At 43.9% G+C, this 23,840-nt stretch carries 23 protein-coding genes, 1 tRNA gene and 1 riboswitch; of the genes, 9 read left to right on the plus strand and 15 right to left on the minus strand.

Going from position 1 to position 23,840, the window contains the following annotated elements:
* Positions 1-245 precede the first annotated feature (245 nt).
* The 3 genes from AC1RM2_RS25145 to AC1RM2_RS25155 all read right to left on the minus strand — a co-directional run bounded on the left by AC1RM2_RS25145 (position 246) and on the right by AC1RM2_RS25155 (position 3,327).
* A complete protein-coding gene (locus tag AC1RM2_RS25145) occupies positions 246-1,787 on the minus strand; it encodes a DHA2 family efflux MFS transporter permease subunit (protein WP_492987867.1) in 1,542 nt (513 codons plus the stop codon).
* 70 nt (positions 1,788-1,857) lie between these two features.
* Entirely contained in the window at positions 1,858-2,598 is a 741-nt protein-coding gene (locus AC1RM2_RS25150; RefSeq protein ID WP_492987868.1) for an SDR family oxidoreductase, read from the minus strand.
* Positions 2,599-2,709: 111 nt separating this feature from the next.
* Positions 2,710-3,327, minus strand: coding sequence for a class I SAM-dependent methyltransferase (locus AC1RM2_RS25155; protein WP_492987869.1), 618 nt, complete (start codon positions 3,325-3,327; stop codon positions 2,710-2,712).
* 54 nt (positions 3,328-3,381) lie between these two features.
* Here AC1RM2_RS25155 and AC1RM2_RS25160 point away from each other — a divergent pair, with 54 nt between their 5' ends.
* A complete protein-coding gene (locus AC1RM2_RS25160) occupies positions 3,382-3,849 on the plus strand; it encodes a rhodanese-like domain-containing protein (RefSeq protein WP_492987870.1) in 468 nt (155 codons plus the stop codon).
* Positions 3,850-4,222: 373 nt separating this feature from the next.
* Here the strand turns inward: AC1RM2_RS25160 and AC1RM2_RS25165 are convergent, their stop codons facing one another.
* The 3 genes from AC1RM2_RS25165 to AC1RM2_RS25175 are packed head-to-tail and all read right to left on the minus strand — an operon-like array spanning position 4,223 to position 6,938.
* Positions 4,223-4,819, minus strand: coding sequence for a LutC/YkgG family protein (locus AC1RM2_RS25165; RefSeq protein WP_492987872.1), 597 nt, complete (start codon positions 4,817-4,819; stop codon positions 4,223-4,225).
* Positions 4,816-6,201 carry a lactate utilization protein B gene (locus AC1RM2_RS25170; protein WP_492987873.1) on the minus strand — a complete coding sequence of 462 codons (1,386 nt, stop codon included), beginning with the start codon at positions 6,199-6,201 and terminating at the stop codon, positions 4,816-4,818. The genes AC1RM2_RS25165 and AC1RM2_RS25170 overlap by 4 nt, the downstream gene beginning before the upstream one ends.
* Positions 6,198-6,938, minus strand: coding sequence for a (Fe-S)-binding protein (locus AC1RM2_RS25175; RefSeq protein WP_492987874.1), 741 nt, complete (start codon positions 6,936-6,938; stop codon positions 6,198-6,200). Before AC1RM2_RS25175 ends, AC1RM2_RS25170 begins: the two co-directional genes overlap by 4 nt.
* 482 nt (positions 6,939-7,420) lie before the next feature.
* A riboswitch (SAM riboswitch) is annotated at positions 7,421-7,531 on the plus strand.
* 51 nt (positions 7,532-7,582) lie between these two features.
* Between AC1RM2_RS25175 and AC1RM2_RS25180 the strand changes: the two genes are divergently transcribed.
* A tRNA-Cys gene (locus tag AC1RM2_RS25180) sits at positions 7,583-7,653 on the plus strand.
* Positions 7,654-7,769: 116 nt separating this feature from the next.
* Here AC1RM2_RS25180 and AC1RM2_RS25185 read toward each other — a convergent pair.
* Complete coding sequence (locus AC1RM2_RS25185) at positions 7,770-9,200, minus strand: DUF3943 domain-containing protein (protein ID WP_492987875.1); 1,431 nt, start codon at positions 9,198-9,200, stop codon at positions 7,770-7,772.
* 479 nt (positions 9,201-9,679) lie between these two features.
* Here AC1RM2_RS25185 and AC1RM2_RS25190 point away from each other — a divergent pair, with 479 nt between their 5' ends.
* Entirely contained in the window at positions 9,680-10,060 is a 381-nt protein-coding gene (locus AC1RM2_RS25190) for a transmembrane 220 family protein (RefSeq protein WP_492987876.1), read from the plus strand.
* Between the two features lie 41 nt (positions 10,061-10,101).
* Here the strand turns inward: AC1RM2_RS25190 and AC1RM2_RS25195 are convergent, their stop codons facing one another.
* From AC1RM2_RS25195 to AC1RM2_RS25220, 6 genes are all read right to left on the minus strand, one after another.
* Positions 10,102-10,953 carry a transglutaminase-like domain-containing protein gene (locus AC1RM2_RS25195; protein WP_274209379.1) on the minus strand — a complete coding sequence of 284 codons (852 nt, stop codon included), beginning with the start codon at positions 10,951-10,953 and terminating at the stop codon, positions 10,102-10,104.
* 3 nt (positions 10,954-10,956) lie between these two features.
* Complete coding sequence (locus AC1RM2_RS25200; RefSeq protein WP_492987877.1) at positions 10,957-11,694, minus strand: proteasome-type protease; 738 nt, start codon at positions 11,692-11,694, stop codon at positions 10,957-10,959.
* Between the two features lie 555 nt (positions 11,695-12,249).
* Positions 12,250-13,182: a bestrophin family protein gene (locus tag AC1RM2_RS25205; RefSeq protein ID WP_090652851.1), complete on the minus strand. Its 933-nt coding sequence runs from the start codon at positions 13,180-13,182 to the stop codon at positions 12,250-12,252.
* Positions 13,183-13,200: 18 nt separating this feature from the next.
* Positions 13,201-13,683: a hypothetical protein gene (locus tag AC1RM2_RS25210; protein WP_492987878.1), complete on the minus strand. Its 483-nt coding sequence runs from the start codon at positions 13,681-13,683 to the stop codon at positions 13,201-13,203.
* Between the two features lie 237 nt (positions 13,684-13,920).
* Positions 13,921-15,303, minus strand: coding sequence for a sensor histidine kinase (locus AC1RM2_RS25215; RefSeq protein ID WP_492987879.1), 1,383 nt, complete (start codon positions 15,301-15,303; stop codon positions 13,921-13,923).
* Entirely contained in the window at positions 15,287-15,985 is a 699-nt protein-coding gene (locus AC1RM2_RS25220) for a response regulator transcription factor (protein ID WP_492987880.1), read from the minus strand. The genes AC1RM2_RS25215 and AC1RM2_RS25220 overlap by 17 nt, the downstream gene beginning before the upstream one ends.
* Before the next feature lie 229 nt (positions 15,986-16,214).
* Here AC1RM2_RS25220 and AC1RM2_RS25225 point away from each other — a divergent pair, with 229 nt between their 5' ends.
* On the plus strand, positions 16,215-16,439 hold the full coding sequence (locus AC1RM2_RS25225; protein WP_492987881.1) for a hypothetical protein: 225 nt from the start codon (positions 16,215-16,217) through the stop codon (positions 16,437-16,439).
* On the opposite strand, the gene AC1RM2_RS25230 is transcribed toward AC1RM2_RS25225, so the two are convergent.
* Positions 16,436-17,191 (minus strand): YdcF family protein, encoded by a 756-nt coding sequence (locus AC1RM2_RS25230; RefSeq protein WP_492987882.1) that lies wholly within the window; start codon positions 17,189-17,191, stop codon positions 16,436-16,438. The two genes, AC1RM2_RS25225 and AC1RM2_RS25230, sit on opposite strands and share 4 nt — an antisense overlap.
* A gap of 149 nt (positions 17,192-17,340) precedes the next feature.
* Here AC1RM2_RS25230 and AC1RM2_RS25235 point away from each other — a divergent pair, with 149 nt between their 5' ends.
* From AC1RM2_RS25235 to AC1RM2_RS25255, 5 genes are all read left to right on the plus strand, one after another.
* On the plus strand, positions 17,341-17,577 hold the full coding sequence (locus AC1RM2_RS25235) for a YtxH domain-containing protein (RefSeq protein WP_492987883.1): 237 nt from the start codon (positions 17,341-17,343) through the stop codon (positions 17,575-17,577).
* Between the two features lie 87 nt (positions 17,578-17,664).
* Entirely contained in the window at positions 17,665-18,228 is a 564-nt protein-coding gene (locus tag AC1RM2_RS25240; protein ID WP_492987884.1) for an arylesterase, read from the plus strand.
* 186 nt (positions 18,229-18,414) lie between these two features.
* Positions 18,415-21,099 carry an alpha-L-rhamnosidase gene (locus tag AC1RM2_RS25245; RefSeq protein WP_492987885.1) on the plus strand — a complete coding sequence of 895 codons (2,685 nt, stop codon included), beginning with the start codon at positions 18,415-18,417 and terminating at the stop codon, positions 21,097-21,099.
* A 140-nt stretch (positions 21,100-21,239) separates the two neighbouring features.
* A complete protein-coding gene (locus AC1RM2_RS25250; RefSeq protein ID WP_492987886.1) occupies positions 21,240-21,884 on the plus strand; it encodes an START domain-containing protein in 645 nt (214 codons plus the stop codon).
* A 285-nt stretch (positions 21,885-22,169) separates the two neighbouring features.
* Positions 22,170-22,814, plus strand: a complete 645-nt coding sequence (locus AC1RM2_RS25255; protein WP_492987887.1) for an START domain-containing protein — start codon at positions 22,170-22,172, stop codon at positions 22,812-22,814.
* Between the two features lie 234 nt (positions 22,815-23,048).
* Here the strand turns inward: AC1RM2_RS25255 and AC1RM2_RS25260 are convergent, their stop codons facing one another.
* Entirely contained in the window at positions 23,049-23,618 is a 570-nt protein-coding gene (locus AC1RM2_RS25260) for a C40 family peptidase (RefSeq protein WP_492987888.1), read from the minus strand.
* Positions 23,619-23,840: the final 222 nt, after the last annotated feature.

Consider the following 23,840-nt stretch of genomic DNA (forward strand, 5'->3'; position numbering starts at 1 on the left):
TCGTTGATTATCAAGTATATTTTTTATTCCCCTCTTGAGAGGGGGCGCGGTGGGAGGTGCGTTGGCAGGGGTGTGTTTTCCGCGTTTCATTGCGCGCGCATAACACACCCCTCCGCCCCTCTCAAGAGGGGAATCGCACTTTTCCACCGCTTTTTTAAAAGGAAGCGCAAATGTGATGGTGTCCACAACATTCGCGTGAAATCTTCGCCCCCCTTGCTGCGCTTTTAATTCTTATTGCACTGTTGTCAATGATCGCTCACCAAAACCACCGGCCCTGCCTGTTTTTTACGATCGAGCACCAGCAGCAATAACGGCATCGCCAACACAAATAACAACCCTACAAAAATATAGGCATCCAGGTAACTCATCAGGAATGATTGCCTGTCTATCCCGTTATTTACTACAGCCATCGCTTTATGCTGTGCCTCCATCAGGGTGCCGCTTTTGGCTGCAAAGTATTGGGTTAGCCCATTGATGCGCTGTGTAGCCTGCGGATTATATATGCTGATGTTAGAGATAAGATCGTTACGGTGCGATCCAAAACGATGGGCCACATAGGTATTGATCATAGCGATACCGAAGGAGCCGCCAAGCTGCCGCATCATATTGTTTAATGCCGATCCCTGCGGAACATCTTTGGCATCCAACCCGGATACTGCCAATGCCGTAAGTGGAACGGTTAAAAAAGCCAACCCCAAAGCCCTGAATATGAGTATCCTGGCAAGGTTGCCAGGTGTTGCTTCCAGGTTTAGGCCCGACATCAGGAAGCTGAAAATTATAAACAACACAAAGCCAATGGTAATAATTATTAGTGGCGATACGCCCCGTTTAAGCAAGGTAGCCGAAAACAGCAGGCCAAAAATGGCTAATATAGCGCCGGGCAGCAAGGTAAGCCCCGTTATAGTAGGCGGGAATAGTAGTACCCGCTGTGCCAGCACCGGTGTTAAAAACACTGATGTAAACAGGCCCACACCGGTTACTGCGGTAAGTATTGCGGCAACTGCCAGCGATTTGCTTTTAAGTACCCGCAAATCAATAACCGGGTTGGGGATGGTAAGCTCCCACCAGATAAAAGTGAGGATGCTGAATACGGCTATAACCGTTAACGCTACAATATAACCGGCAGAAAACCAATCATCAGTTTCGCCGCGTTCCAGTACTGTTTGGAGCGAGCCGATGCCTATAATCAACAGCAGGATGCCCCACCAGTCTACGGCTTTTGGTTCAACTTTAATCTCCGGTTCGGTAACCAATAAAATGCTGGATACTGCAACGGCGATGCCTATGGGGATATTGATAAAAAATATCCAGGGCCAGGAGTAGTTTTCGGTGATGAAACCGCCAAGGGTTGGGCCAATTGTTGGGCCTAAAAACACACCTACACCAAATAAGGCGCTGGCAATACCCGCGCGGGCTTTGCCATACACCTCAAAAACTATTGCCTGCGATACCGATAACAGCGCGCCGCCGCCAATGCCTTGCAAAAAACGGAACAGCACCAATGTCCAGATATTTGACGCCAGCCCGCACATGGCCGAAAAAAAGGTAAAAGCGATAATAGAGCCTATATAATAATTGCGCCTGCCCAGCTTGGTGGCTAAAAAGCTGGTCATGGGGATTACGATGATATTGGCAATGGCGTAGGCGGTTATAACCCAGGAGGTATCTTCCAGCGTTGATCCCAAATTACCACTCATGTGCGATAAGGCTACATTGACTATCGAGGTATCAATGAGCTCCATCATGGCGGCGGTAATAACGGTGATGATGAGGATGCTTTTTTTCATAGCGGGGTTGGGAAAATACCATATAATATACCGTTCGGTATATTATATGGTAAATTTTTTAAATGAGCTATTATTCCCTTGGTAAATTAATTACCCTTAAAGCTTCATCTGGGTTGGATAGGTACAGCCTGTAAAATTGCTCGGTATTGGCTACGCGGATCTCATAGGTGTCGCTTGCTAATGCCGCTAAAAACTCATCGGCAACCTGGGCTGGCGGGATACCATTTTTACCACCAATTTCGGCCGAGAATTCGGTGTCAACCAGCGGCGGCATCAGTTCAAAAACTTTAACACTGGTATCTGCCAATACTAAGCGTAAGGCGCGGGTGTAAGCGTGTAAGGCGGCTTTGGTAGCGCCGTAGGTAGCAAGCCTGGTACTTGGTGCAAAGGCAACTACCGATGATACGTTTACAATAGCCGCATCAGGTTGCTTTTTGAGTGATGGCAGCAGTTTTTCGTTCAGGCGGATAACCGACAGGTAGTTGGTCAGCATTTCTTCGCCGGCTTTTTCAAAGGTGTTGGTATCGGTAAGCAGGTCGTTAAGGTTTGCTGCGCCAGCATTATTGATTACGATGTTCAGTTCGGGGAAATCTGTAGTTAGTTTGGCTACCAGTTTTTCTACATCTTCGGCGTTGGATACATCGGCGGTTATAGCGCTCACATTTTGTAATTGGGCCACAGCTTTTTGCAAGCGAGCCTCGTTACGGCCAATAATGATAACATGGTTATCTGCCGATAATTTTTTTGCTAACTCAAAACCTATGCCGGCACTGCCGCCGGTAATGAGTATGGTGTTTTTTGAAGTTTTCATTGTGTTTCGTTGTGATTAAATTCAACACGACAAAAATATACCAATCGGTATATTTTTGCAATAGGTAATCTTCATCCTTGTGTCATCATTATCAGATGCTTTTTTTATTGGTTATACCTTGCGCTTTTTAAAGCTGCAAAACAGGAAGTTTTGTTTTGTTGCAAAAGGTGTAGTATGGTCTTCGGTAATACAGGTTACCTTTTCAAAATGCCGGTCAAATATGGTTTGCAATTGTTGTTCTGCGTATTTTTTAATGACTAACCCACTGCATTTTTCGGGCCCGTTTTCAGAAAATGTTCCGATGATTAAATAATCGCTGACTGCTTTTGTGGCAATATTTAAATAACTGGCAATTTGATCCTGCGTTGTCAGGAAGTGGAAGGTCGCCCGGTCGTGCCAAAGAGTGTAGGTTTCTGTGGGTTCAAAATTGGTAACATCGCAAACTATCCAGGTAACCTGGCTGCTTTTGGCCCCAAGCCGAGCCTTGGCTTTGGCTAAGGCTGCTTCGGAAATATCCAACACGGTAATGTTGGTGTAACCTTCCTGCAGCAGGAAATCAACCAGTTTGCTGTCGCCGCCACCGATGTCGATTATCCTGTCGGTTTTTGCTAAATCGAAACCGCGAATAAAATTAAGCGAGGTTTGCGGCACGGCTTGCGTCCAACTCACCTGGTCGGGATTTTTGGTGTGATATACCCGTTCCCAATGTTCTTTTTTATCTGCTTCCATAGATAATTAATGTTCATATTTGAGCAAACGAAGTTGCTGATAAACACCCGGAACATGAAAAATAAATATTTTGGAGCTTTGCTAAGCTTGATTTTTGTAGTTTTATTAAGTACAAACACCAGGGCGCAAACTTCGCCGATGGCTATGCCAACGTTAGGCGTTACTAATCCCTGGACAGAAAGTCAATTATTGGAACCGGCTGCCTTAGCTGCTAACATAAAAACAGGTACAACAGTCTCCGTTATCTTTAACATCGGTGCTGTAGAAGATATTAAAGGCGCTACCCACATTGGCGCAGTAAACAAACCTGAAAACCTGGAAAAGTTAAGTAGGGCAGTCGCTAATTTACCCAAAAATACCGCGATAGTTATTTACTGCGGATGCTGCCCATTTGTTAAATGCCCTAACATTCGCCCGGCTTTTTCCAAATTGCAAAAATTAGGGTTTACCGATGTGAAGCTGCTTAACCTGGCCACCAACTTGAAAACCAACTGGGTTGATAAAGGTTATCCGTTGGAGTAATAGGTGGTAGATGGAGTAAAGATGGAAGGAGTATGTACTCTTTAGGTATAAATATCCACTGTCATCCTGAACGATAGTGAAGGATCTATTCTACGCCTTGCAAAGTTCGCGAATAGATGCTTCGTACCTACCCATGACATATTCAATTTCCCTGTCATCCTGAGGAACGAAGGATCTATCAGTTGTGCATGACCGATAGAAAAGTTCGCGAATAGATCCTTCGTTCCTCAGGATGACAGTCTTTTATTTTTGAATGTCATTTCCCCTTCAGAATCCGCGGATTTTACCACTCAGCATGACAGTCTTTTATTTTTGTATGTCATTCCTCCTTCAGAATTTCGCGAAATTTTACCACTCAGCATGACAGGGGGGCTTACGGCAATATAAAAACCGATAAACTGCGCGGCCCGTGGGCGCCAATAACCAGCGATTGTTCAATATCGGCGGTTTTTGATGGACCGGCGATGAATGCCCCATAGCCATACGTTGTGCTGCCAATTTTTTCATAAGCCTGCGCCATGGTGGGCACCAAATTAGTTTTACTGATTACTACTGCCAGGTGCTGGGCAATAAAGGGCAGTACCCTGACGGTCATATCCTCCTCTGTGAGCCATAATGCCCCGTTTTCTGCAACGCCGAGGCCCGACCGGAGGATGCACAATTCCACATCGGCAAAACTGTGGGATAACTCGTGTTTTATATCGGCAACATAGGTGTATTCGCCTAATTCCTTGATGCCTGATATGATTTTTACACCGGGTTTAAACTCTTTATGCAGGATGTTTTGGATGGCTGTGTAGTCGGCCACTTCGTATACAAAACTGCCCCCTGCACTGCCGATGGTTTTGTATTTTTCAACCAGGTTGTCGTTGGTGGAGGTCAGGGTGCTTAAAACCTCGAGACCGGGTAAATCTGCCTGGCTAAACTGGTTGGCTTTTACGGCTGCTAATATGTTTTCGCGACTGCTCATTTCTTATTTTCCTTTCTTTTGGCATACCATTCGCCAAATGACTGTTCGGGTGCTTTGGGCATTTCGCGATGTTTGTACCATGGGTTAGCGCCATTATTAACCGCGAAGGGCGCGTATTTGAACGTAAGGCGCCCCATTTTGCCTGCCGCCCGGTAAATCATGGGCGAGGATAAGGTGAAAGCCATGCCTTTCATGGCCAAAGTTTTGGCTTTGGGCGTATAGCCTGCCTTAACAATTACCTGCCGCCATTTGTATAGCTGGTCGTGAATATCAATTTTAACGGGGCATACATTGCTGCACGAGCCGCATAGGGTTGAGGCAAAGGGCAGGTCGGCATATTTTTCCATGTCGAGGTTGGGCGCCAGGATGCTGCCTATAGGGCCGGCAACCGCAGTATGGTAACTGTGGCCGCCGCTTTTGCGGTATACAGGGCAGGTATTCATACAGGCCCCGCAACGGATGCATTTTAACGAATTGCGGAAATCCTCGCGACCCAGCTGGATGCTGCGGCCGTTATCAACTATCACAATATGAATTTCTTTACCATCCTGCGGTTTGCTGAAATGGCTGGAGTAGGTGGTAATAGGTTGCCCTGTGGCACTGCGGGTGAGCAGGCGCAAAAACACGCCAAGGTGTTTCCGCTCCGGGATTATCTTTTCGATACCCATGGATGCAATATGGATTTCGGCCAGGTGGGCACCCATATCGGCGTTACCCTCGTTGGTGCATATTACAAACTCGCCGGTTTCGGCAATGGCAAAATTAACCCCGGTAAGGGCCGCGCGACGGGTCAGGAATACTTCGCGAAGGTGTTGGCGGGCCGTTTCGGTTAATATTTTAGGATCTGATTCGCCTTTGGCCGAGCCTAAATGCTCATGAAAAATGTCGCCTATTTCTTCCTTTTTCTTGTGGATACAGGGCAGTACAATATGGCTTGGCGGCTCGCCGGCTAACTGAACAATGCGTTCGCCCAGGTCGGAATCGATTACATCGATGCCCTGTTTTAGCAGGTATTCATTAAGGTGACACTCCTCGGTAAGCATCGATTTGCTTTTTACCATGCGGCTGATGCCCCGTTTCTCCAACAGGGTATAAATAATTTTGTTATGCTCTTCGGCATTAGCTGCCCAATGTACTATTATGCCGTTGTTAATAGCCTTTGCCTCAAATTGCTCCAGGTAAGTGCTCAGGTTTGATAGTACGTTGTTTTTAATTTGTGAGGCCGTTTCGCGAAGCAGCTCCCACTCGGGCAATTTATGTGCTGCAATATCGCGTTTGGCGCGAACCCACCACAGGGTTTCGTCGTGCCAGTCAACCCGTGGCTCGTCGCGGTTAAATATGGCGGCTAATTGAGGATGATCTTTTGTTGCGGAGCTGCTCATACTATGCTGTGGTTTAAAATTTCGGCAACATGAATTACTTTAACATCGCTGTTTTGGCGGCGCAGGATGCCTTCCAGGTGCATCAGGCAGCTTAAATCGGCCGAGGTGATGTATTGTGCCCCGTGTTCAATATGGTCATCCACACGGTCTTTACCCATTTTGGATGACACAGCTTCTTCTACCACGCAAAAGGTACCGCCAAAGCCGCAACAATCATCGGCCCGGCTTAAGGGTACCAGTTCCAGGCCTTTAACCATGCCCAGCAATTGCGCAGGTTTACTAAACGGCGGGGCCACCAGTTCGGTCATTTGCGAAATGCGCAGGCCCCGCAAGCCATGGCAGCTTTGGTGCATGCCTACTTTGTAGGGGAAACTGGCTTCCAGGCTTTTTACCTGTAATATATCTACCAAAAACTCGGTAAGTTCAAAAACGCGTTTACGGATTTCGAGCGCTTTATCTTCGTTTTCGTGTGAATGCAGGTGTTCTTTGATATGGAGCGTGCAACTGCCGGATGGGCAAACAATATAATCGTAACCGGCAAAATTATCGATGAATAAATTATTGCAGCCGCCGGTAAGGTGCTCGTAGCCGCTATTGGCCATAGGCTGCCCGCAGCAGGTTTGATTTTTAGGGTAATGAACTTCGCAACCCAGCTTTTCCAGCAATTCCAGGGTTGCAATGGCAGCCTGTGGATAAAATTGGTCTACATAGCAGGGAACAAATAAAGCTACCTTCATTTTTGTGTTTATTTCAATTGGTTAAAGCAATATTAACGCTTATAGTTTGCACAACTATCCTTATGTATCTGCAAAGTATAGTGTATATTAAGGTACCCAAAATACAGTTATAACAGGTAACTGTTATTCAGTTTTTTTTGCAAAAGGATGCGGGAGATTGGCGTATTTGGATAGTTGGATAATCCATCAGGTGGAGGGAAAGTGAATTGCGATGTTTAAGATGAATGTCTAACTCCGCCAATTCCCGCAAGGTTAGTGCAGCGTAACTCGTGGGTATTACCAGGCCTTTGGCTTAGTTCAGCTGAAAGCTGAAACCATGCGACCCACGAGCTGGAAGCTCTCGGGAGCGATTTTTTTATTTTATGATATTGATTTTTAAAGAGATAATTAATTATTTAAAAATATTCTACTATTCCTATAGGATTTATATAAATAATGTTTTATGTTTGCATCGTCAACACAGACAAATCGTTCTTTATTTTAACTTATCAAGAAAGACTGAGGGAAAGGCCCAAAGACGTCTTAGCAACCTATACATCCGCATAATGTAAAAGGTGCTAATTCCTGCTCCATTCAACGGAGAAAGATAACATACCATCTTCGCCCCCTGCCAATCTAATAAGTGATTTTATAGTTTTTTTTTAAGTCGCGTGACCGAGAGGATAGGTGGGGGTCTGCAAAACCCTAAACGGCAGTTCGAATCTGCCCGCGACGTCTAAATTAAGCGGAAAGCCTAAGGCTGAAAGCTTAAAGCCTTTTATCGCGTTGTTAAACTGAAAGCGCAAAGTTATTTTCTCGCTTTAAGCCTTAAGCTTTCTGCTTTTAGCTTTTTCACAAATTCCCTATTGAATATCTTGTCGAGATCCTGAGGTAAGGATATTTCTTATTCACGTCGGGATAGTCATGGTAGTTTCCTTCCAGCCGGAAATAGCCCGATTCGGCAGCTATGGAGAGGCCTTTGATAAACATGTAGCTTACTTCGTTACTAAATGTGTGCAAAAAATAATGCGATTTATTGCCGTCTACAGTTACCATCCAGCCGCCCCGGTAATTTGCACTATATGATAATTTATTTAACAGCCTTATGGTGCCGCCGCCGTTAACGGAAAAGCCAGGCCCATAATCATAATTACGGCTATTGTAGGTGTATTGATCGGGGACTGCAGCCAAAAGGATCGGGCCGGCACCAAGGTTGCCGGTGATTTTTATACCATGTGTTAGCTTAAGCTCGGAGAATAGATTGAATTTTACGCTTTGTGCTCCGTAAAAAAATGCCTGGTTACGGATGTAATCATAGTTTGCCGATAATATCACCAGGTTCTCCATTTTATCCTGATCAATCACAGAAATGTCCCAGCCGGTAAGTGATCCATAAACGCTTATCACATTAACCGAGCTGCTATCGTCCTTACCAAATTCGGCGGTTATCGAGATATTGCTGAACGGCTTCCTGAAGCCTTCATTGGGCACACCATACAATAATGAGGCCCGGCCGAACCAGCCAAACCTACCGTGTTCAAACGGGCTTACCGATTTAGAGTTAAATATCCGCCCACCAAGGTCAAACTCGGCGCCTATTTTTGATGAGTCGCGCTCGGTACTATTGCCATAAACTTTGCCCCAGGTACCATCTAAAATGCGGTTTAGTCCGCGCATGGGGTTAATTATTAATCCGGCTACCTCGCTGGCCTGCCTTTTAAAACCACGCTGGCGGTTATTTACAATACGGCTGGATAGGCGAAAAGTCATCTCGCCCAACACTATGCCGCCAAAACTGGTATTTATAAAATCGTTAGGGGAGGGTGGCTGGGTTTCTGCAAAGGTTTCCCAAAGGTAGCTGCCCGCCATGGTTGCCGGTACCGATTGCCAGAAGCTAAAACCATTACTCCTGAATGCGCTATAAAACAAGCTGCCGTGATAGGGGTGGCCAAACTGATTGGTTTGAAAAGGATCGTTATCAAACTCCCAGTTGCCGGGGTTAAGGTTGTGGCCCACACTTTTCCAGTTTATACGGGCGTAATCCTTATTGGCTACATACCGGTCAAAAATCCAGGGTGTAATTTCGGCTATACCCAATTCGGCTACCGCACGGCCAAACCTGCGTTTTACTGAGGTATCCCGAACATCCCGGTAATAGCGTAGTTTCACCTCGGGCTTTTGATCGAATATATTGTTTTGGGCAAAAAGATTGCAGGCGGCGCAGAAAAATATAATAGTAATTATTATTGATTTTTTTGACGGGTAAAGATCAGCTAAGCTCATAGGAAGGATATCAGGCGGTGCAGAAAACTATTATCCAGAAGCGCTTAAGTAATGAAATTGTTTTGATAGATGTTATAATAATGTTAAATGTTTGTTTGGAAAAGGAGTGATGGAGGTTAAGAACGGTTGAGGAAGAGGACAATGTCGCAAGAAACTACATCATTACTTACAAAATACATGGCATCAACTTACAAAATACATAGCTGCCACTTACAAAATACATAGCATAAACTTACAATTTACATAAAATTAGCCCGAAATTTGTCGTCGAATTTGTTGATATATGGTCCCCTCAATTCGAGTTAGGTAACGAAACTCTTCGTGCTTTTTTAAATTTAATCACGTTTGTTTTGCTGATTTGAAACGATACCATTAATAGTGTAAACCATTAACCCAAATTAACAGGAAACTCAAAAATTATTATCTTTAAGCGCTTAACCTGCATTAAGTGCAATCGAAACCAATATCCCATTTAAACCATGAAAGTTTTTAACATCGTATTTGTTGTGCTGTTTATCATTTTTGCGGGTCTGCAGTATAACGATCCCGACCCTTACATTTGGGTGCCTATTTATCTTTACAGCGCCTGGTTTTGTTTTAAGGCTTCGCAAAAACAATTTTACCCGGTTTGGTATGCAGTTGGTATATTTATTTACCTGGCTTATGCTATCTATAAAATATTTGACGCCAATGGTTTGATAGACTGGTTTACCAAGCACCACTCCGAAAGCCTGGTAGAAAGCATGAAGGCCGAAAAACCGTGGATAGAAGAAACCCGGGAGTTTTTTGGCTTGCTGATATGCGTTGCCGTATTAGGCATCAACTGGGTTTACGGGAACAGGTTGAAAAGGAAGGCATAGTATTTATGCGCTTCAATCAGAACAACTTCCAAATGGAAGGCCTACAAATACGATAACCCGTTATATCCGCCGTGAATATAATACACCGGCTCAAAATTATGCTCGTCCGGGGCAAGTTCGCAGCTTACCTGCATGGTGGTAAAGGTTACATCGCCAAAAATGTTGGCTATGGCGGTGTCGGCAGCATCGCGGCCGGTGGCAATTTTTATAAGGCCATTTAAGGGTACCAGTTTGGTGGCGTCAAAAAGAATCCATTTGCCGCCAAGGTAAGCCTCAAAACAGGCATGAAAATCGGCAGGGTATAGGTGATAGGCGTATCCTGTAAAATAGCGTGCCGGAATGGTTAAAGCGCGGCAAAGGGCAATACCCAGGTGGGCAAAGTCGCGGCAAACGCCAATCTGTTCGGTAACAGTGTCAAATGCTGATGTTTGCGAATTGCTGTACCCGCTTAAATATTGCACGTTGTTGTGAATCCAGTCGGTAAGGGTAACTACCTTTTCAAACGGATTGGTAATGTGGCCAAACAGGTTGTGCGATAGCCGGTATAATTTATCCGACTGGCAGTAACGGCTTGGGTTTAAATAGGGCAGCACAGACGAGTCGAGCTGCGCTACTAATGTTTCCTGTTGCTGGGAATAGTCGGTAAGCTCGTAAAAATTGTCAACCAGGGCATTGTATGTAACTTTAATAGTACCAGGTTGGTATACTTCGAAGCGCATCAAGCGGTTTTCGCCCTGGGCAGATATGATCTCCTCAATTTTAACGTAAGGGTCAACCGTAAACTCCTCGTTCAGTACAGTTTGGTTGGGTGTACGTAATGCATGTATATTTAATATCAATGTGCCCGGCGCCCGTACTACATATTCCATTTGGGTAAACACATTGAATTTCATTGATCAGCTTTCGTTTTTAATTTCTTCTAATTTGTTAAAGGTCGTATCCATCCAATCTTCAGATATATGCTCTAAAGCCAGTTTCAGTTCTTCGGCCCACTGGGCAGATATATATTCCAGGTCTTTCTTTTCGTATCGCTGTTGAATAATGTCGAAACTATCCTTTTTATAAACAGCTACATCAATCGGGAAATCCACATTATTGGAACTCACCCTTGTTGAATCGAACGACAGAAAACCTGTTTTAAGGGCCAACTTCAGGCTGCTGTCTTCGGTAAGGATGCGGTTTAGTATCGCCTTGCCATGGCCCGAATTGCCTATAACTACGTAAGGCGCACCCTGCCCCAATTCAACCCAGTTTCCCTCGGGGTACAGCAAAAAAAGCTTGTGCTCGTCGTCATCTTTTAGCTGTCCGCCTATAATGGTGTTCAGGTCAAACCGAAAACCTGCGGCTTCCAACGATGCTTTGTCTTCGGCAATTACCCGTTTTACCTGCTCGCCAAAGGCGTTTACAGCTTTGTACATTTTGTTAAACTCTTTGGTTTCCAGCAATTCGTTAAAATAAACAATAGCCTTATCCCTTGCCGACCGTAAACCGCTGGTCATGATAAAAAGCGAAAAATGATCTTTTTGTTCAATGGTGATCTTCTTTTTTACAGTGGTATCCGTACCAGAGGTTATACGGGTATCGGCAATAGCCAATAAACCTTCTTTAACCTTAATTCCGAGGCAATAAGTCATTTTTATACAGTGCGATTTGTTATAAACTTTACGATAGCCAAAGTAGGAAAAAGAATTGGGGAAATTAGTGCGGCTTCATTTTTTGAGTTGGACACGAATGCCTGGCAGCCAGCCTACAATTTAATCGAATTTCACGAATTTTGGAATTGTTCGACAGCGCGACTCGAAACGTTAGGTCGAAAAAATCGTTATAGTCTATCCTGCAGGTAGTTAAGTTTGTGTTTGCTCAAATCAAAGCTTATGGGAAACTAAACCTAAGTGTTAAAAGCGATTTCTATGACCATGTTTGATTGCGCAAACATCAGTTTAATGTTAATTATGAAAAAATATAAGTTATTAATTATTAAGTAGTTGTAAATAAAAAAACCGAAATGTGTTAAGTTATGTTAACCCAATTTAGATAGGTTGACCATGGTAAAGCCGCTTAAAAAGTAGCAAGTAGTTAGTATCAAGTATCAAGACTTTTTTTGGGATGCTTAACAGAAAAAGCCGCCGTCTCCTTTTGGAGACTGACGGCATCACGGATAGAAAAAAGGTCTTAACTCTTGTTTCACCTTACAGTATGTAAAACTGAGTCTGTTTTTGAGGCTGTTTACTGATCACTGCATCGATGTCATGAGGTAACTCATCCTTCATCATCTGTTTCAGGTTTTTTTCGATGGTGCGGCTGATGGTTGTTGTTGGTGTATCTGTAGGTTTGTTTTCAAATGGGTCCTGCAGGTGGATGGCCATTTTTTCGATCAGGAAAAAGGCCGAGGATATGGCTATTACCAGCGGTACCTGGAAAATTCCGAAAAACTCCATCAGGCTAAAAGGCAATAACAGCACAAAAAACATAACCAGCCAGTGAATATATACGCTATAAGTAACCGGAAAAACGGTATTCTTGATACGCTCGCAGCCACCCATCAAATTCATAAAGTTGGTTAGTGTGTTATCAAGGGTCACTTGCTGGTACTCATTTATCCAGCCCAGTTTATACAGTGTGCGCAGGTCATGACCCTGCAGCTCGTTTATTGCAAGCGGAATATGGTCAAGCTTTTTGATGTTTTTTACATCATCGTCGGTTAGGTAGGCCTCCAGGTTATCCTTTGCGTTTTGGCCGCGCAGATGGCAGCTTAAGCTATAGCACCAGGCCATTTGCCTGCGGATGATGCGCTCTTTTAACGCCCACTTTTGCTCGCCATCATGACTGCTATCCACAAAAGTTAAAATTTGGCGTGCAAAGGTGCGGCAATCATTTACGATACCTCCCCAAAGGATGCGGGCCTCCCACCACCGGTCATAAGCCTGGTTTGACCGAAAGGCCAGCAGCAGCGATATAATGGTTCCGAGGATGGTAGGCACTGTTAGTGGTATCGAAACATCTTTGAAGTTATAGTATTGGTGAATACAATAGACAGTAATTGCGTAAACCGCCACCATCAAAACTTCCTTTTTTATTTTGCCAAATACATAGCTTACCGGTATATTTTCTTTTAATAACATAAGGTGTAAGATTTTAATTTATGATTCTTGTTCAGTTAAAACGTGTTCTTCAATTACCACGTTGGCCAAAGTGCCCGGCGTTTTAGGTAGTTTTATAAGGGCTGTATCGCATTTATCGAAAAGCATTTGCGGGGCTATGCTGTTTTTAAAAAGCAACTCGTAATTGTCATGTGCAGGCACAATGGCGTCAATTTCATTAGCTTCCAGAAAATTATTGAAAACTGCAACCGTGCTGCCATAAAAAAAAGTGATCGCAATATTGTTGATGACATGGCTGTACTTGTTTTCGATATCGCGGCACCTGATATAAAAATTATCGGGAATTTGCCGGTACTCTACGCTGCGGCGCGATAGCATCAGCAATTCGCTCATATTATCGGTAATTTTAAGCATGTGTACCAACACAATATTTACTTTTTCGGGGTAAAAAACCTGGGCCAAAGCAGGGATATACTGGATAGACTGCTGGGTAAAATCGGTAGGGATTAATAACGTTTTCATGGCAATTTTAATTAATGGTGAAACCTTGTATGTTTTGTTTGATACAAGTGTAGCAGCCAATAATTAGTAGGATATAAGAAAGTTATTAGAATTTGATTAGAATGCCTCACCAATTAATAAATTGCAAAGCATTTAAATATCGAACACTGAACGTCCAACATCGAATAATGAAGGGAAAACTTCAGTATTGGACATTCAAAATTCATTATTCGATATTATCTATACCTGCGTTTTGCCTTAACTTATACTGTTAGAGAGGGCAGGGTGAGGCTCCACCGGCAAAAATACCTTAATCTCTGTACCTACCCCAACCTCCGAGCTGATACCCAAACTACCTTTATGCAGGCGGATAATATTAAGTGTTAAGGGCAGGCCAACGCCATGGCCTTCATACTCGTGGGCATTTGAGGCGCGAAAAAAAGGCTCGAATATATGCTGAAGCTCGGTTTGGGGGATGCCGATGCCCTGGTCTTTAATGGCAATAATCACTCTTTTATTTTCGGCAAACAGACTAACTGTTACCGGTCGGTTATCGGAGTATTTGCAAGCGTTGCTGATAATGTTGTTAATGGCCAGCCGCAGCAAATTGCTGTTACCCTTTACATAAAGCAAGCTTTCATCGGCAGGTAAGTTTTCAAGGTCGATATAGATATTGCTCTCCGGGTTTATTCGTTTAACAGATTCGGATGCGGTTAGCAACAGTTCATCCATCCTGATGCTTTCCCAGTTTTGCCTTTTGCCATCAAAGCCCGATTGTGCCAGTGTAAGCAGGCTGTTCAGAATCTGGCCCAGTTTTTCCGATTCGGCATACACTGTATTTAAAACCCCGCGTTGCTGTGCGTTCAGGTCTTGCTTATTTAAAGCCAGTTCAAGCTCAGATGATATGATGGTTAGCGGCGTGCGTAACTCATGCGATGCATTGCTTACAAAGTTGTTTTGCGTTTCAAAGGCAGTTTCAAGCCTGTTGAGCATGTCATTAAACGTAAGCGATAGCTCGGCAATCTCGTCTTTGCCGGTTAGTTCGTCCAGCCGGAAATGCAGGTTATTGGCGGTGATGTTTTTAACATTGTTGATGATGCGCCTCACCGGCTGAAAGGTGTAGAACGAAAAAACCTTGCCCACAAAATATACCAATATCATGGCCAGCAAAAAGCCATATAACAATATTTTTTGAAGGTCTTTTAACTCCTGGAAACCAGCCGGGTTTGATGCCGATACAATAACAACATAACCTGCATTGCCTTTTTTGAACAGCGAGCCTGCATAAAAAGTATTATCGTGCCTGTAATGGGCCTGGCCTGTCAGTAATATATCGTCGATAAAAACCTGGGCAATGCCTGCACTTGCACGCACTTTGTTGCCGTTGTCTACCGCTAAAAAATATTCTTTTTCCGAATCCAGCTTCTCCAGGTACTTGTTGCGTACCTCTAAGGTAGCTTTACTTTTGGCGCCTGGCGACAGCTGCACTTCCGCCGCTATATTTACGCGGGCTTCCAGCCGTTTATAAAAATCATCAAAGTTGAATTTGTAAACCAGGTAAAAAATGGATGCATTAAGCAGTATAAGTATACCGCCCGATAGCAGCAGGAATAGTAATGTTATTTTACTTTGTATCTTCATCTGTATCGCCCTCTTTCATCAGGTAACCCATACCAAACACCGTATGGATGAGGTTAGGTCCCCCGTTTTTCTCCAGCTTTTTACGCAGATAGTTTACATACACATCTACCACATTGGTACCCATATTAAAATCAATATCCCAAACATTTTCCAGGATCTGGATCCGGGATAGTACCTTTTTCTGGTTTTTTACAAAATATTCAAGTAGCCGGTATTCGGTAGCTGTGAGTTTTAATACTTCGTTGCTGCGGTAAGCTATTTTCGATTCGGTATTGAGCACCAGGTTGCCTATTGTATAGGTGTTATTTGCTAACGTTTCGCTTCCGCCGCGGCGCAGTAGGGTGCGCAGGCGGGCAGCAAGCTCAGCAATTTTAAATGGTTTTACCATATAGTCATCTGCCCCGCTGTCCAGCCCGCTTACAATGTTCTCGGTTGAGTCAAGTGCAGTAAGCATAATGATGGGTATCATCTTTTTTTGCTGCCTGATGCGTTTGCAAACCTGTATGCCATCCATTACGGGTAGCATTACATCGAGTATAATCAGATCAAAGTCATGATCAAGCGCCATTTGTAAACCCGTTGCGCCATTTGCTGCAACACTTACTTCAAAGCCATAATCGGTAAGGCCGCGTTTAACTACCGATACCACATTTGGTTCATCCTCAATTAATAATATCCCCATAAAATAACCAATGGTATTTAACTGCTGTGCTTGCCAAAATAATTAAATAATTTGTCGATTGATATAATTATTGAAATATAAACTATAATTGTAATTCCATTTTTGGGCTTTTTACAATTACCACCGGAGTATATAAATTTATTTGCACACCGGTTTAATAGCAGATATCAAAATATACCTATAACCGGGTATGTTAAATTAAAGAAACAGTAGCCAAATTAGCATACAAATGGCCAAATTTATTAAAATCCAACCCTTAGTATTTTGCGAAAATTGCATCATATGCGGCAAACGACCTGTAATTGAACAAAGTAAGGGCAGCAAATTTATAGTACGGTGCCCTAAAGACAGTACTCACTACCAAACCCAACCAGGATTAATAGATGTAGATGACTGGAACAGGAATAACAGGGTGCAGGATAATGGCGATAGATTGAAAGTAGTTGGGAGTTAACCCTTGCCCGATAAATAGTTAACGGTAAATCCAATAATTTCTTTAATATATAGGCTCCACCTGTTTAAAACTTCAGCACTGGGAATTAACTCAAAAAGCGACCATTGTACATCGCCCGAAATTACATTACAGGGATACGGGATTACATTAACATGTTGGCTGTTAAATATTTGCATAGCCCGGCGCATATGAAAGGCCGAGGTAACCAGCAGATAAGGGCCCTGTTGCTTATTTTTGAGTAGCAGCGCTTTAGTTAATGAAGCACTTTCGAGCGTATTCCGCGCCTGGTTCTCTATGAGTATACAGCTATCAGGAATCTGTAGTATCCGCAGCTGCTGCTGCACAAAATCACCTTCCCTGAAAGCGCCGGGAACAAGGCTGCTGTTACCCCCTGATATCACTATTTTTTTTGCCTGGCCGTTTCGCTGTAATAAAATGCCTTGTATAAACCTATCGGCGGCCCAGTTAAAAACTCCTTTACCTTGTTTGTTTTCACTGGCAAAGCCGCCTAAAATTATGGCCGCGCTGTATGTTTTGCCCGGCGGCAGTTTAACGGGAGCAATATCCCACGCCCTGGCCAGTAGATTTAAAAACAACGGGGCCGAAAATATCCAGAATAAGGCTACACCCCAGATAAGGTACCTGCGTTTTAATTTGGGCTTTTTTGTTAACACGGCTATCAGCAGCAAAACAAAAACATACAAAACAGGTAATAGTAAAAACGATAGTACCTTGGATAGGATAAAAAACATAGCAGAAGTAAAAATAGGTAAAAACAGGCAACAAGGAAATCGCAATTAAATTAACAGCACCGCGTTTGTTTATACGGGCATTAAACTAATCGCCGTTATTTAACTCTTACTATTGGCGCTATGTAACAAACTGGCACCATCATTGTCATATGATTACTAAACAAAACATTAAAAATATGGGCTTTATAAAAATACTTGCCGTTGGTGCAGCAGTTGCCTACGGCATAAACTACGTTACAAAAAAAGGACCCGACGGAAAATCAATCATCGATAACCTGATCGACGAGGCTCCGGAATGGTTTGATCGCGCAAAAAAATATGGCGAGCTTACTTTAGAGCAAATTGCAGTGCGTGCGCAAAACTACAGGGATAATACGAGGTATTAAGTGGTGATTTCGCTTCGCTGTCATTAGTCATTGGCGGATTATTTGAAAATTTTTAAAATAACGACGGCCCGATTAAACTGGCCTTAAATGACCAATGTTAAAAACATACTTTTTTTTGGCGATAGCCTTACGGCGGGGTACGGTTTGGGCAATCATAAAGCCGAATCGTTCCCTGCTTTGATACAACAAAAAATAGATGCTGCAGGCTTGCCATATCACTGCATTAATGGTGGCCTCAGCGGCGATACCACGGCTGGTGGCTTAATGCGGCTGGAATATTGGATGAATCGTCCATTGCACGTTTTTGTGCTCGAATTAGGTGTAAATGATATCATCAGGGGTATACCGCCGCAAACTACTGCGAAAAATATACAAGCCATTGTTGACAAGGTAAAACTAAAATATCCTGGCATCAAACTGGTAATGTTGGGTATGGAGATCCCGGCTTTTATCCCCGGAACTTTTGCTGCAGATTTTAAAGCTATTTTTCGCAGCGTTGCCGATGTCAACCAGATGGCTTTTGTGCCTTTTTATTTAGATGGTGTTGCAGGCAAAGCGCATCTTAATTTTCCCGATGGACTGCATCCCAATGCAGCCGGCTATAAAGTAATGGCTGATAGTGTTTGGCCGGTGCTGAAGGCATTGTTGTAATACAGATATTTCCGGAACCCAGTTGTTTTATGCCAATTGGTCCAAGCCACATCCTCCAAGACAGTAAAGGACGCCCAAATAAAAATATCATTTTACATTGCAGGGTGTACGTTGAAAGCATGCTTTTAACTATGATTTTGCTAAAACCTTTTACTACTTTTATAAACCCGGATACTACTATTTAATATGAAACAACCTTTATGTAAGCCTGCGCTTTACATCGCTTTAGTGTTTTTTTGTTTGTTTAAAACCTCGGTGGCTGCTGCGCAAACGCCCACAGCTACAAACCTGCAGTGCGAATACCTGACTACCCCAATAGGCGTCGACACCAAGCACCCCCGCCTTACCTGGAAAATGGCCGATGCACAACAGGGAGCTGCTCAAACAGCTTACCAGCTTTTTGTAGGCACCGATTCGGTGGCTATTGCCGCTGGCAAGGTCAATAGCTGGGCAACTGCTAAAACGTTATCAGCTGCTAACCTGGTTACTTACAACGGCAAAATATTACAGCCCTTTACTAAATATTTTTGGAGGGTTGTTTTGTGGGGTAATGGTGGTAAAAAACTTAGCCCATCGGCAATTGCCAGTTTTGAAACAGGTATGATGGAAATGCGCAACTGGAAGGGATCGTGGATAAGCGATAACTATGGTATTGCTACTAACCCTGCACCGTATTTCCGTAACACGTTTAAGGTGGGCAAAACTATCATGTCGGCAAGGGCATATATAGCCGTTGCCGGTTTGTATGAACTTTATATTAACGGCAAAAAAATTGGCAACCACAGGCTCGATCCCATGTACACCCGGTTTGACAGGCGTACGCTTTATGTGGCTTACGATGTAACCACCAACCTGCAGAACGGGAAAAACGCTATAGGGGTGCTGTTGGGCAATGGCTGGTACAATCACCAAAGCACGGCTGTATGGTTTTTTCATCAGGCGCCGTGGCGCGGCAGGCCAACCTTTTGTATGGATTTAAGGGTAACCTATACCGATGGCACTACCGAAACCATATCATCCAACACACAATGGAAAACATCATTAAGTCCTGTTGTATTCAACAGCATTTATACTGCCGAACATTATGATGCCCGCAAGGAACAACCCGGATGGAACACCGCCGATTTTGCTGACTCCGGATGGAAAAACGTAATTAACCGGTCGGCACCATCGGCCAATATTGTGGCCCAAAGCCTGCAGCCTATTCGTAATGTAGAGGAGATAGCCACCAAAACCGTTACTAAAATTGATAATAATCTGTGGGTGTTTGATATTGGCCGCAATATATCCGGCGTGAGCCAGATTACGGTTAAAGGTGATTCGGGCACTGTAATCCGCCTGAAACACGCCGAACGGCTGAACAAAAACGGCCATGTAGATCAATCCAATATCGACCTGCATTACCGCCCAACTGATGATAAAGACCCTTTCCAGACCGATATTTTTATACTTGGCGGCAAAGGCGAAGAAACCTTTATGCCTAAGTTTAACTATAAAGGCTTTCAGTATGTAGAGGTAAGCAGCAGCAAGCCCATCCAACTGACCAAAGAGAGTTTGAAAGCTTACTTTATGCACAGCGATGTACAACCGGTAGGCGAGGTAAGCTCATCAAACCAAACCATTAACCAAATTTGGAGCGCCACTAACCACAGCTACCTGAGCAACTTGTTTGGCTACCCAACAGATTGCCCGCAACGCGAAAAGAACGGATGGACAGGCGATGCCCACATAGCCAGCGAAACAGGGCTGTACAATTTTGACGCCATTACTATTTACGAAAAATGGCTGGCCGATCATCGCGATGAGCAGCAGCCAAATGGCGTATTGCCATCCATTATCCCTACTGGCGGCTGGGGTTATGAGTGGGGTAACGGGCCCGATTGGACAAGCACTATTGCCATCATCCCCTGGAATATTTACTTGTTTTACGGCGATAGCAAACTACTGGCCGATAGCTATACCAGCATCGAAAAATATGTAAACCATATTGATGAGCTTTACCCAACCGGCCTTACCAGCTGGGGACTTGGCGATTGGGTGCCGGTGAAATCTGTTTCGCCGGTTGAACTTACCTCGTCGGTTTATTATTATACAGATGCAACGATATTGGCCAAAGCAGCCCATATTTTAGGTAAACAGGCCGACTTTGTAAAATATACGGCCCTGGCTACAAAAATAAAAAATGCCATCAATGCCAAATACCTCAATACGCAAACCGGCATTTACGGTCAGGGTTTTCAAACCGAACTGAGTGTTCCGTTATTTTGGGGCGTGGTGCCCGATAATATGAAAAGCAAGGTGGCTGCCAACCTGGCCGCCCGCGTTGCTGCCGATAATTACCACCTGGATGTAGGTATCCTTGGTGCCAAAGCCATTTTAAACGCCCTGAGCGACAATGGTTACCCCGATGTAGCGTACAGGATAGCATCTCAGGAAACCTTCCCTTCATGGGGTTGGTGGATGGTGAACGGTGCCACAACGCTGTACGAAAACTGGCAGATTGATGCCAAATCGGACATCTCCCTTAACCACATTATGTTTGGCGAAATTGGCGCCTGGTTGTACAAAGGCATTGCTGGTATTCAGCCCGATGCCAGTCAACCCGGCTTTAAAAATGTGATCCTGGCGCCGCATTTTGTGCCTGGGTTAAATGAGTTTACCGCCACGCATGTTGGCCCGTACGGCAAAATTTTATCGTCATGGAAAAGGGAGGGGAGCAGCGTTACTTATAAAGTAACTGTACCGGCAAATTCAACTGCAAGTATTACCTTCCCGGCGGGAAAGGTTACCTTATCAGGTAAACCCGTTGGTAAAGAATATAAAGCCGTGGCGGGTAATTACGAGTTTAATATAAGCCCCCCAACCCCCTGAAGGGGGAGCCTTTGATTGGGTATATTCACTTTTAAAAGGATTAGGTGAGGCTATGACTTAAAATTGACAGGCCGGTTATAATACCGGCCTGTTTTGTATATAGCTTTGTTACATCGGGGCCTGCAACCCGTTTTGCTATCATGTACTACAAATTATCATTATTACTCTTGCTGATTGTAAATGCAGCATTTGCCCAAAACGATGAGGGCTGGTTATTAAAAAACAGTAACGATGGCGTTAAGATATATACCCGTAAGGTGCCCAACTCAAAAATAAACGCCATTAAAGTAGAGTGTCATTTTGATGTTCCGGCATCGCGGCTGGTTGCCGTTTTGATGGATGTAAAAAATAGTGAAGACTGGCTTTACCATACTTCATCAAACTATATTATAAAACAGGTATCGCCATCGGAGTTATATTACTATTCGATGGTAGAAGTTCCCTGGCCGGTGAGTAACCGCGATTTTATAGCCCACATTAAAGTATCGCAGGACGCGGTTACCAAAGTCATTACTGTTGATGCACCCTGCATTCCTGATATGGTACCCCGCAAGGCCGGTGTGGTGCGCGTGGCCGATTCAAAAGGAAAATGGGTACTAACGCCTGTTGGTAAAGATAAAGTAAAAGTATTGTACACCCTGCATGCCAATCCCGGCGGCAGTATCCCCGCGTGGCTGAGCAATATGTTTGCCACCAAAGGCCCAACCGAAAGCTTCCAGAAACTGAAATTACAATTGCAAAAACCTGCTTACAAAAACGTAAAGGTGCCTTACATAACTGAGTAAGGCTCCCCAGCCCCTGAAGGCATTAAGTTAAGAGGTTACTAACGATCTAAATATCGAATACTGAATTTCGAATTTCGAATAATGAAGGAAAAACTTCGGTGTTGGGCATTCGAAATTCAATGTTCGATATTATTTGTCTTTCTGTTTTTCTTAGGGCTACGCTATAGCGAATTGCCATCGCAATTTCACATTTATATTAACCCTAAGGCAAATGACCTTGTACTGACAGGTAAAATAAATAAGCCTTATAGTTTTGATGTAACGGATCCTGTAACCCGTAACAACATGAAAAAAAAATTAACCTTGCTACTTCTGTTAGTTGTGAATTTTGCCTTCGCAAACCCCGATGGTAGCTGGACCCTTGATAAAAACGACGACGGTATTAAAGTTTATACCCGCAACGTTGCCACCTCAAAAGTTAAAGCAATTAAAGTGGAGTGCAGTCTTGACGCAACCCCGTCGCAACTGGTGGCGGTTTTAATGGATATCAGCAATGGCGACGGCTGGGTGTACCATACCGCTTCAAGCTATGTTATCAAACAGGTGTCACCGTCCGAATTATATTATTACTCGTTGGTGAATGTGCCCTGGCCGGTGCACAACCGCGATTTTATTGCCCACATAAAAGTTACGCAGGATCCGGTTACCAAGGTAATCACCGTTGATGCACCCTGCATTGCCGATATGGTGCCCCGAAAGCCAAATACCGTACGGATAGAAGAATCAACCGGAAAATGGATTATAACCCCAACCGGTGATGGCAAGGTGAAAATAGAGTATACCCTGCATGCCGATCCCGGAGGCAATATCCCCTCCTGGCTGGTAAACATGTTTGTAACCCAGGGCCCTATTGAAAGCTTTAAAAAGCTGAAGCTGCAATTACAAAAGCCAGCCTACAAAAATGCAAAGCTGGCTTATATAGTTGATTAGCCCCCTCAATGCTATTAAGTTAAGCAAAAACACAGGTGTAATAATATCGAACATTGAATTTCGAATGTCGAACACCGAAGTTTTTCCTTTATTATTCGATATTGGACATTCAATGTTCGATATTAAATCGACCTTAATTAATCCCTTAACTTAATAGCATTTCCAACCTCCTGAAGGAGAAGTCTTTTAAATTACACGCATCAAAAAATCTTACTACCTGATACTAACTACTTACTACTCCTTTTCAAATACCCTGATTGTTTTTAAATACCTGCCATTATAATACGGGCTAAAGGGCGTTTCGGTGACACCTTTAGCTTTGCCCGAGGTGGAGTGGATAAACACCATAGGCCGACCGGGTTTTACAATTAAAATACCCATATGGCCAGGTACACGGTCGGTACTGTCGGTACCGGTAAACAGCACAAGATCTCCCGTTTTGGCCTGGCTTAGGGGGATCTGGTGGTGCATGTGGTCAAAATCCATAGATCGCCGGGGCACCGCTATCTTAAAATGGTTAAACACATAAGTTATAAAGCCCGAGCAATCAAAACCCAGCGCCGGATCGGTAGAGGCATACAGATAGGGGATACCCCGCAGGCTTTGGGCAAAGGCCACCAGGCTATCGGCGTTTGTGCCTTCGGTTTCTATCCTGGTAACAAAATCCGCGCTGTCCGGAGCTGGTGGCGGCAGCGTATCCCGGCGTAGCAGCGTTTGCCCGTTAATCACCACTGCCTCGTGGCCGCAACCCCGGCAACCGCTAAACGTCAATAAGACAAGGAGATAGAAAGGGATGCTATACATGTACAATATACATGGGTACGGCGTAATTGTTTTGGTGATAAATAGTTATGGTAAGGAAGTAAATAACAAAAAAACAGGGCTGTTGGGAAATAGTATCATTAGCTCCTGTGCACGAAAATCAACCGCTTTGATATTTTTAATTATACCAACATATTATTGAAAATAAATATGCCGGTTTGTATTGATAAAGTATTTACATATATTAACTTTAACCAATTAATA

Source organism: Mucilaginibacter sp. GW822-FHT03E02 (genome assembly GCF_058801545.1).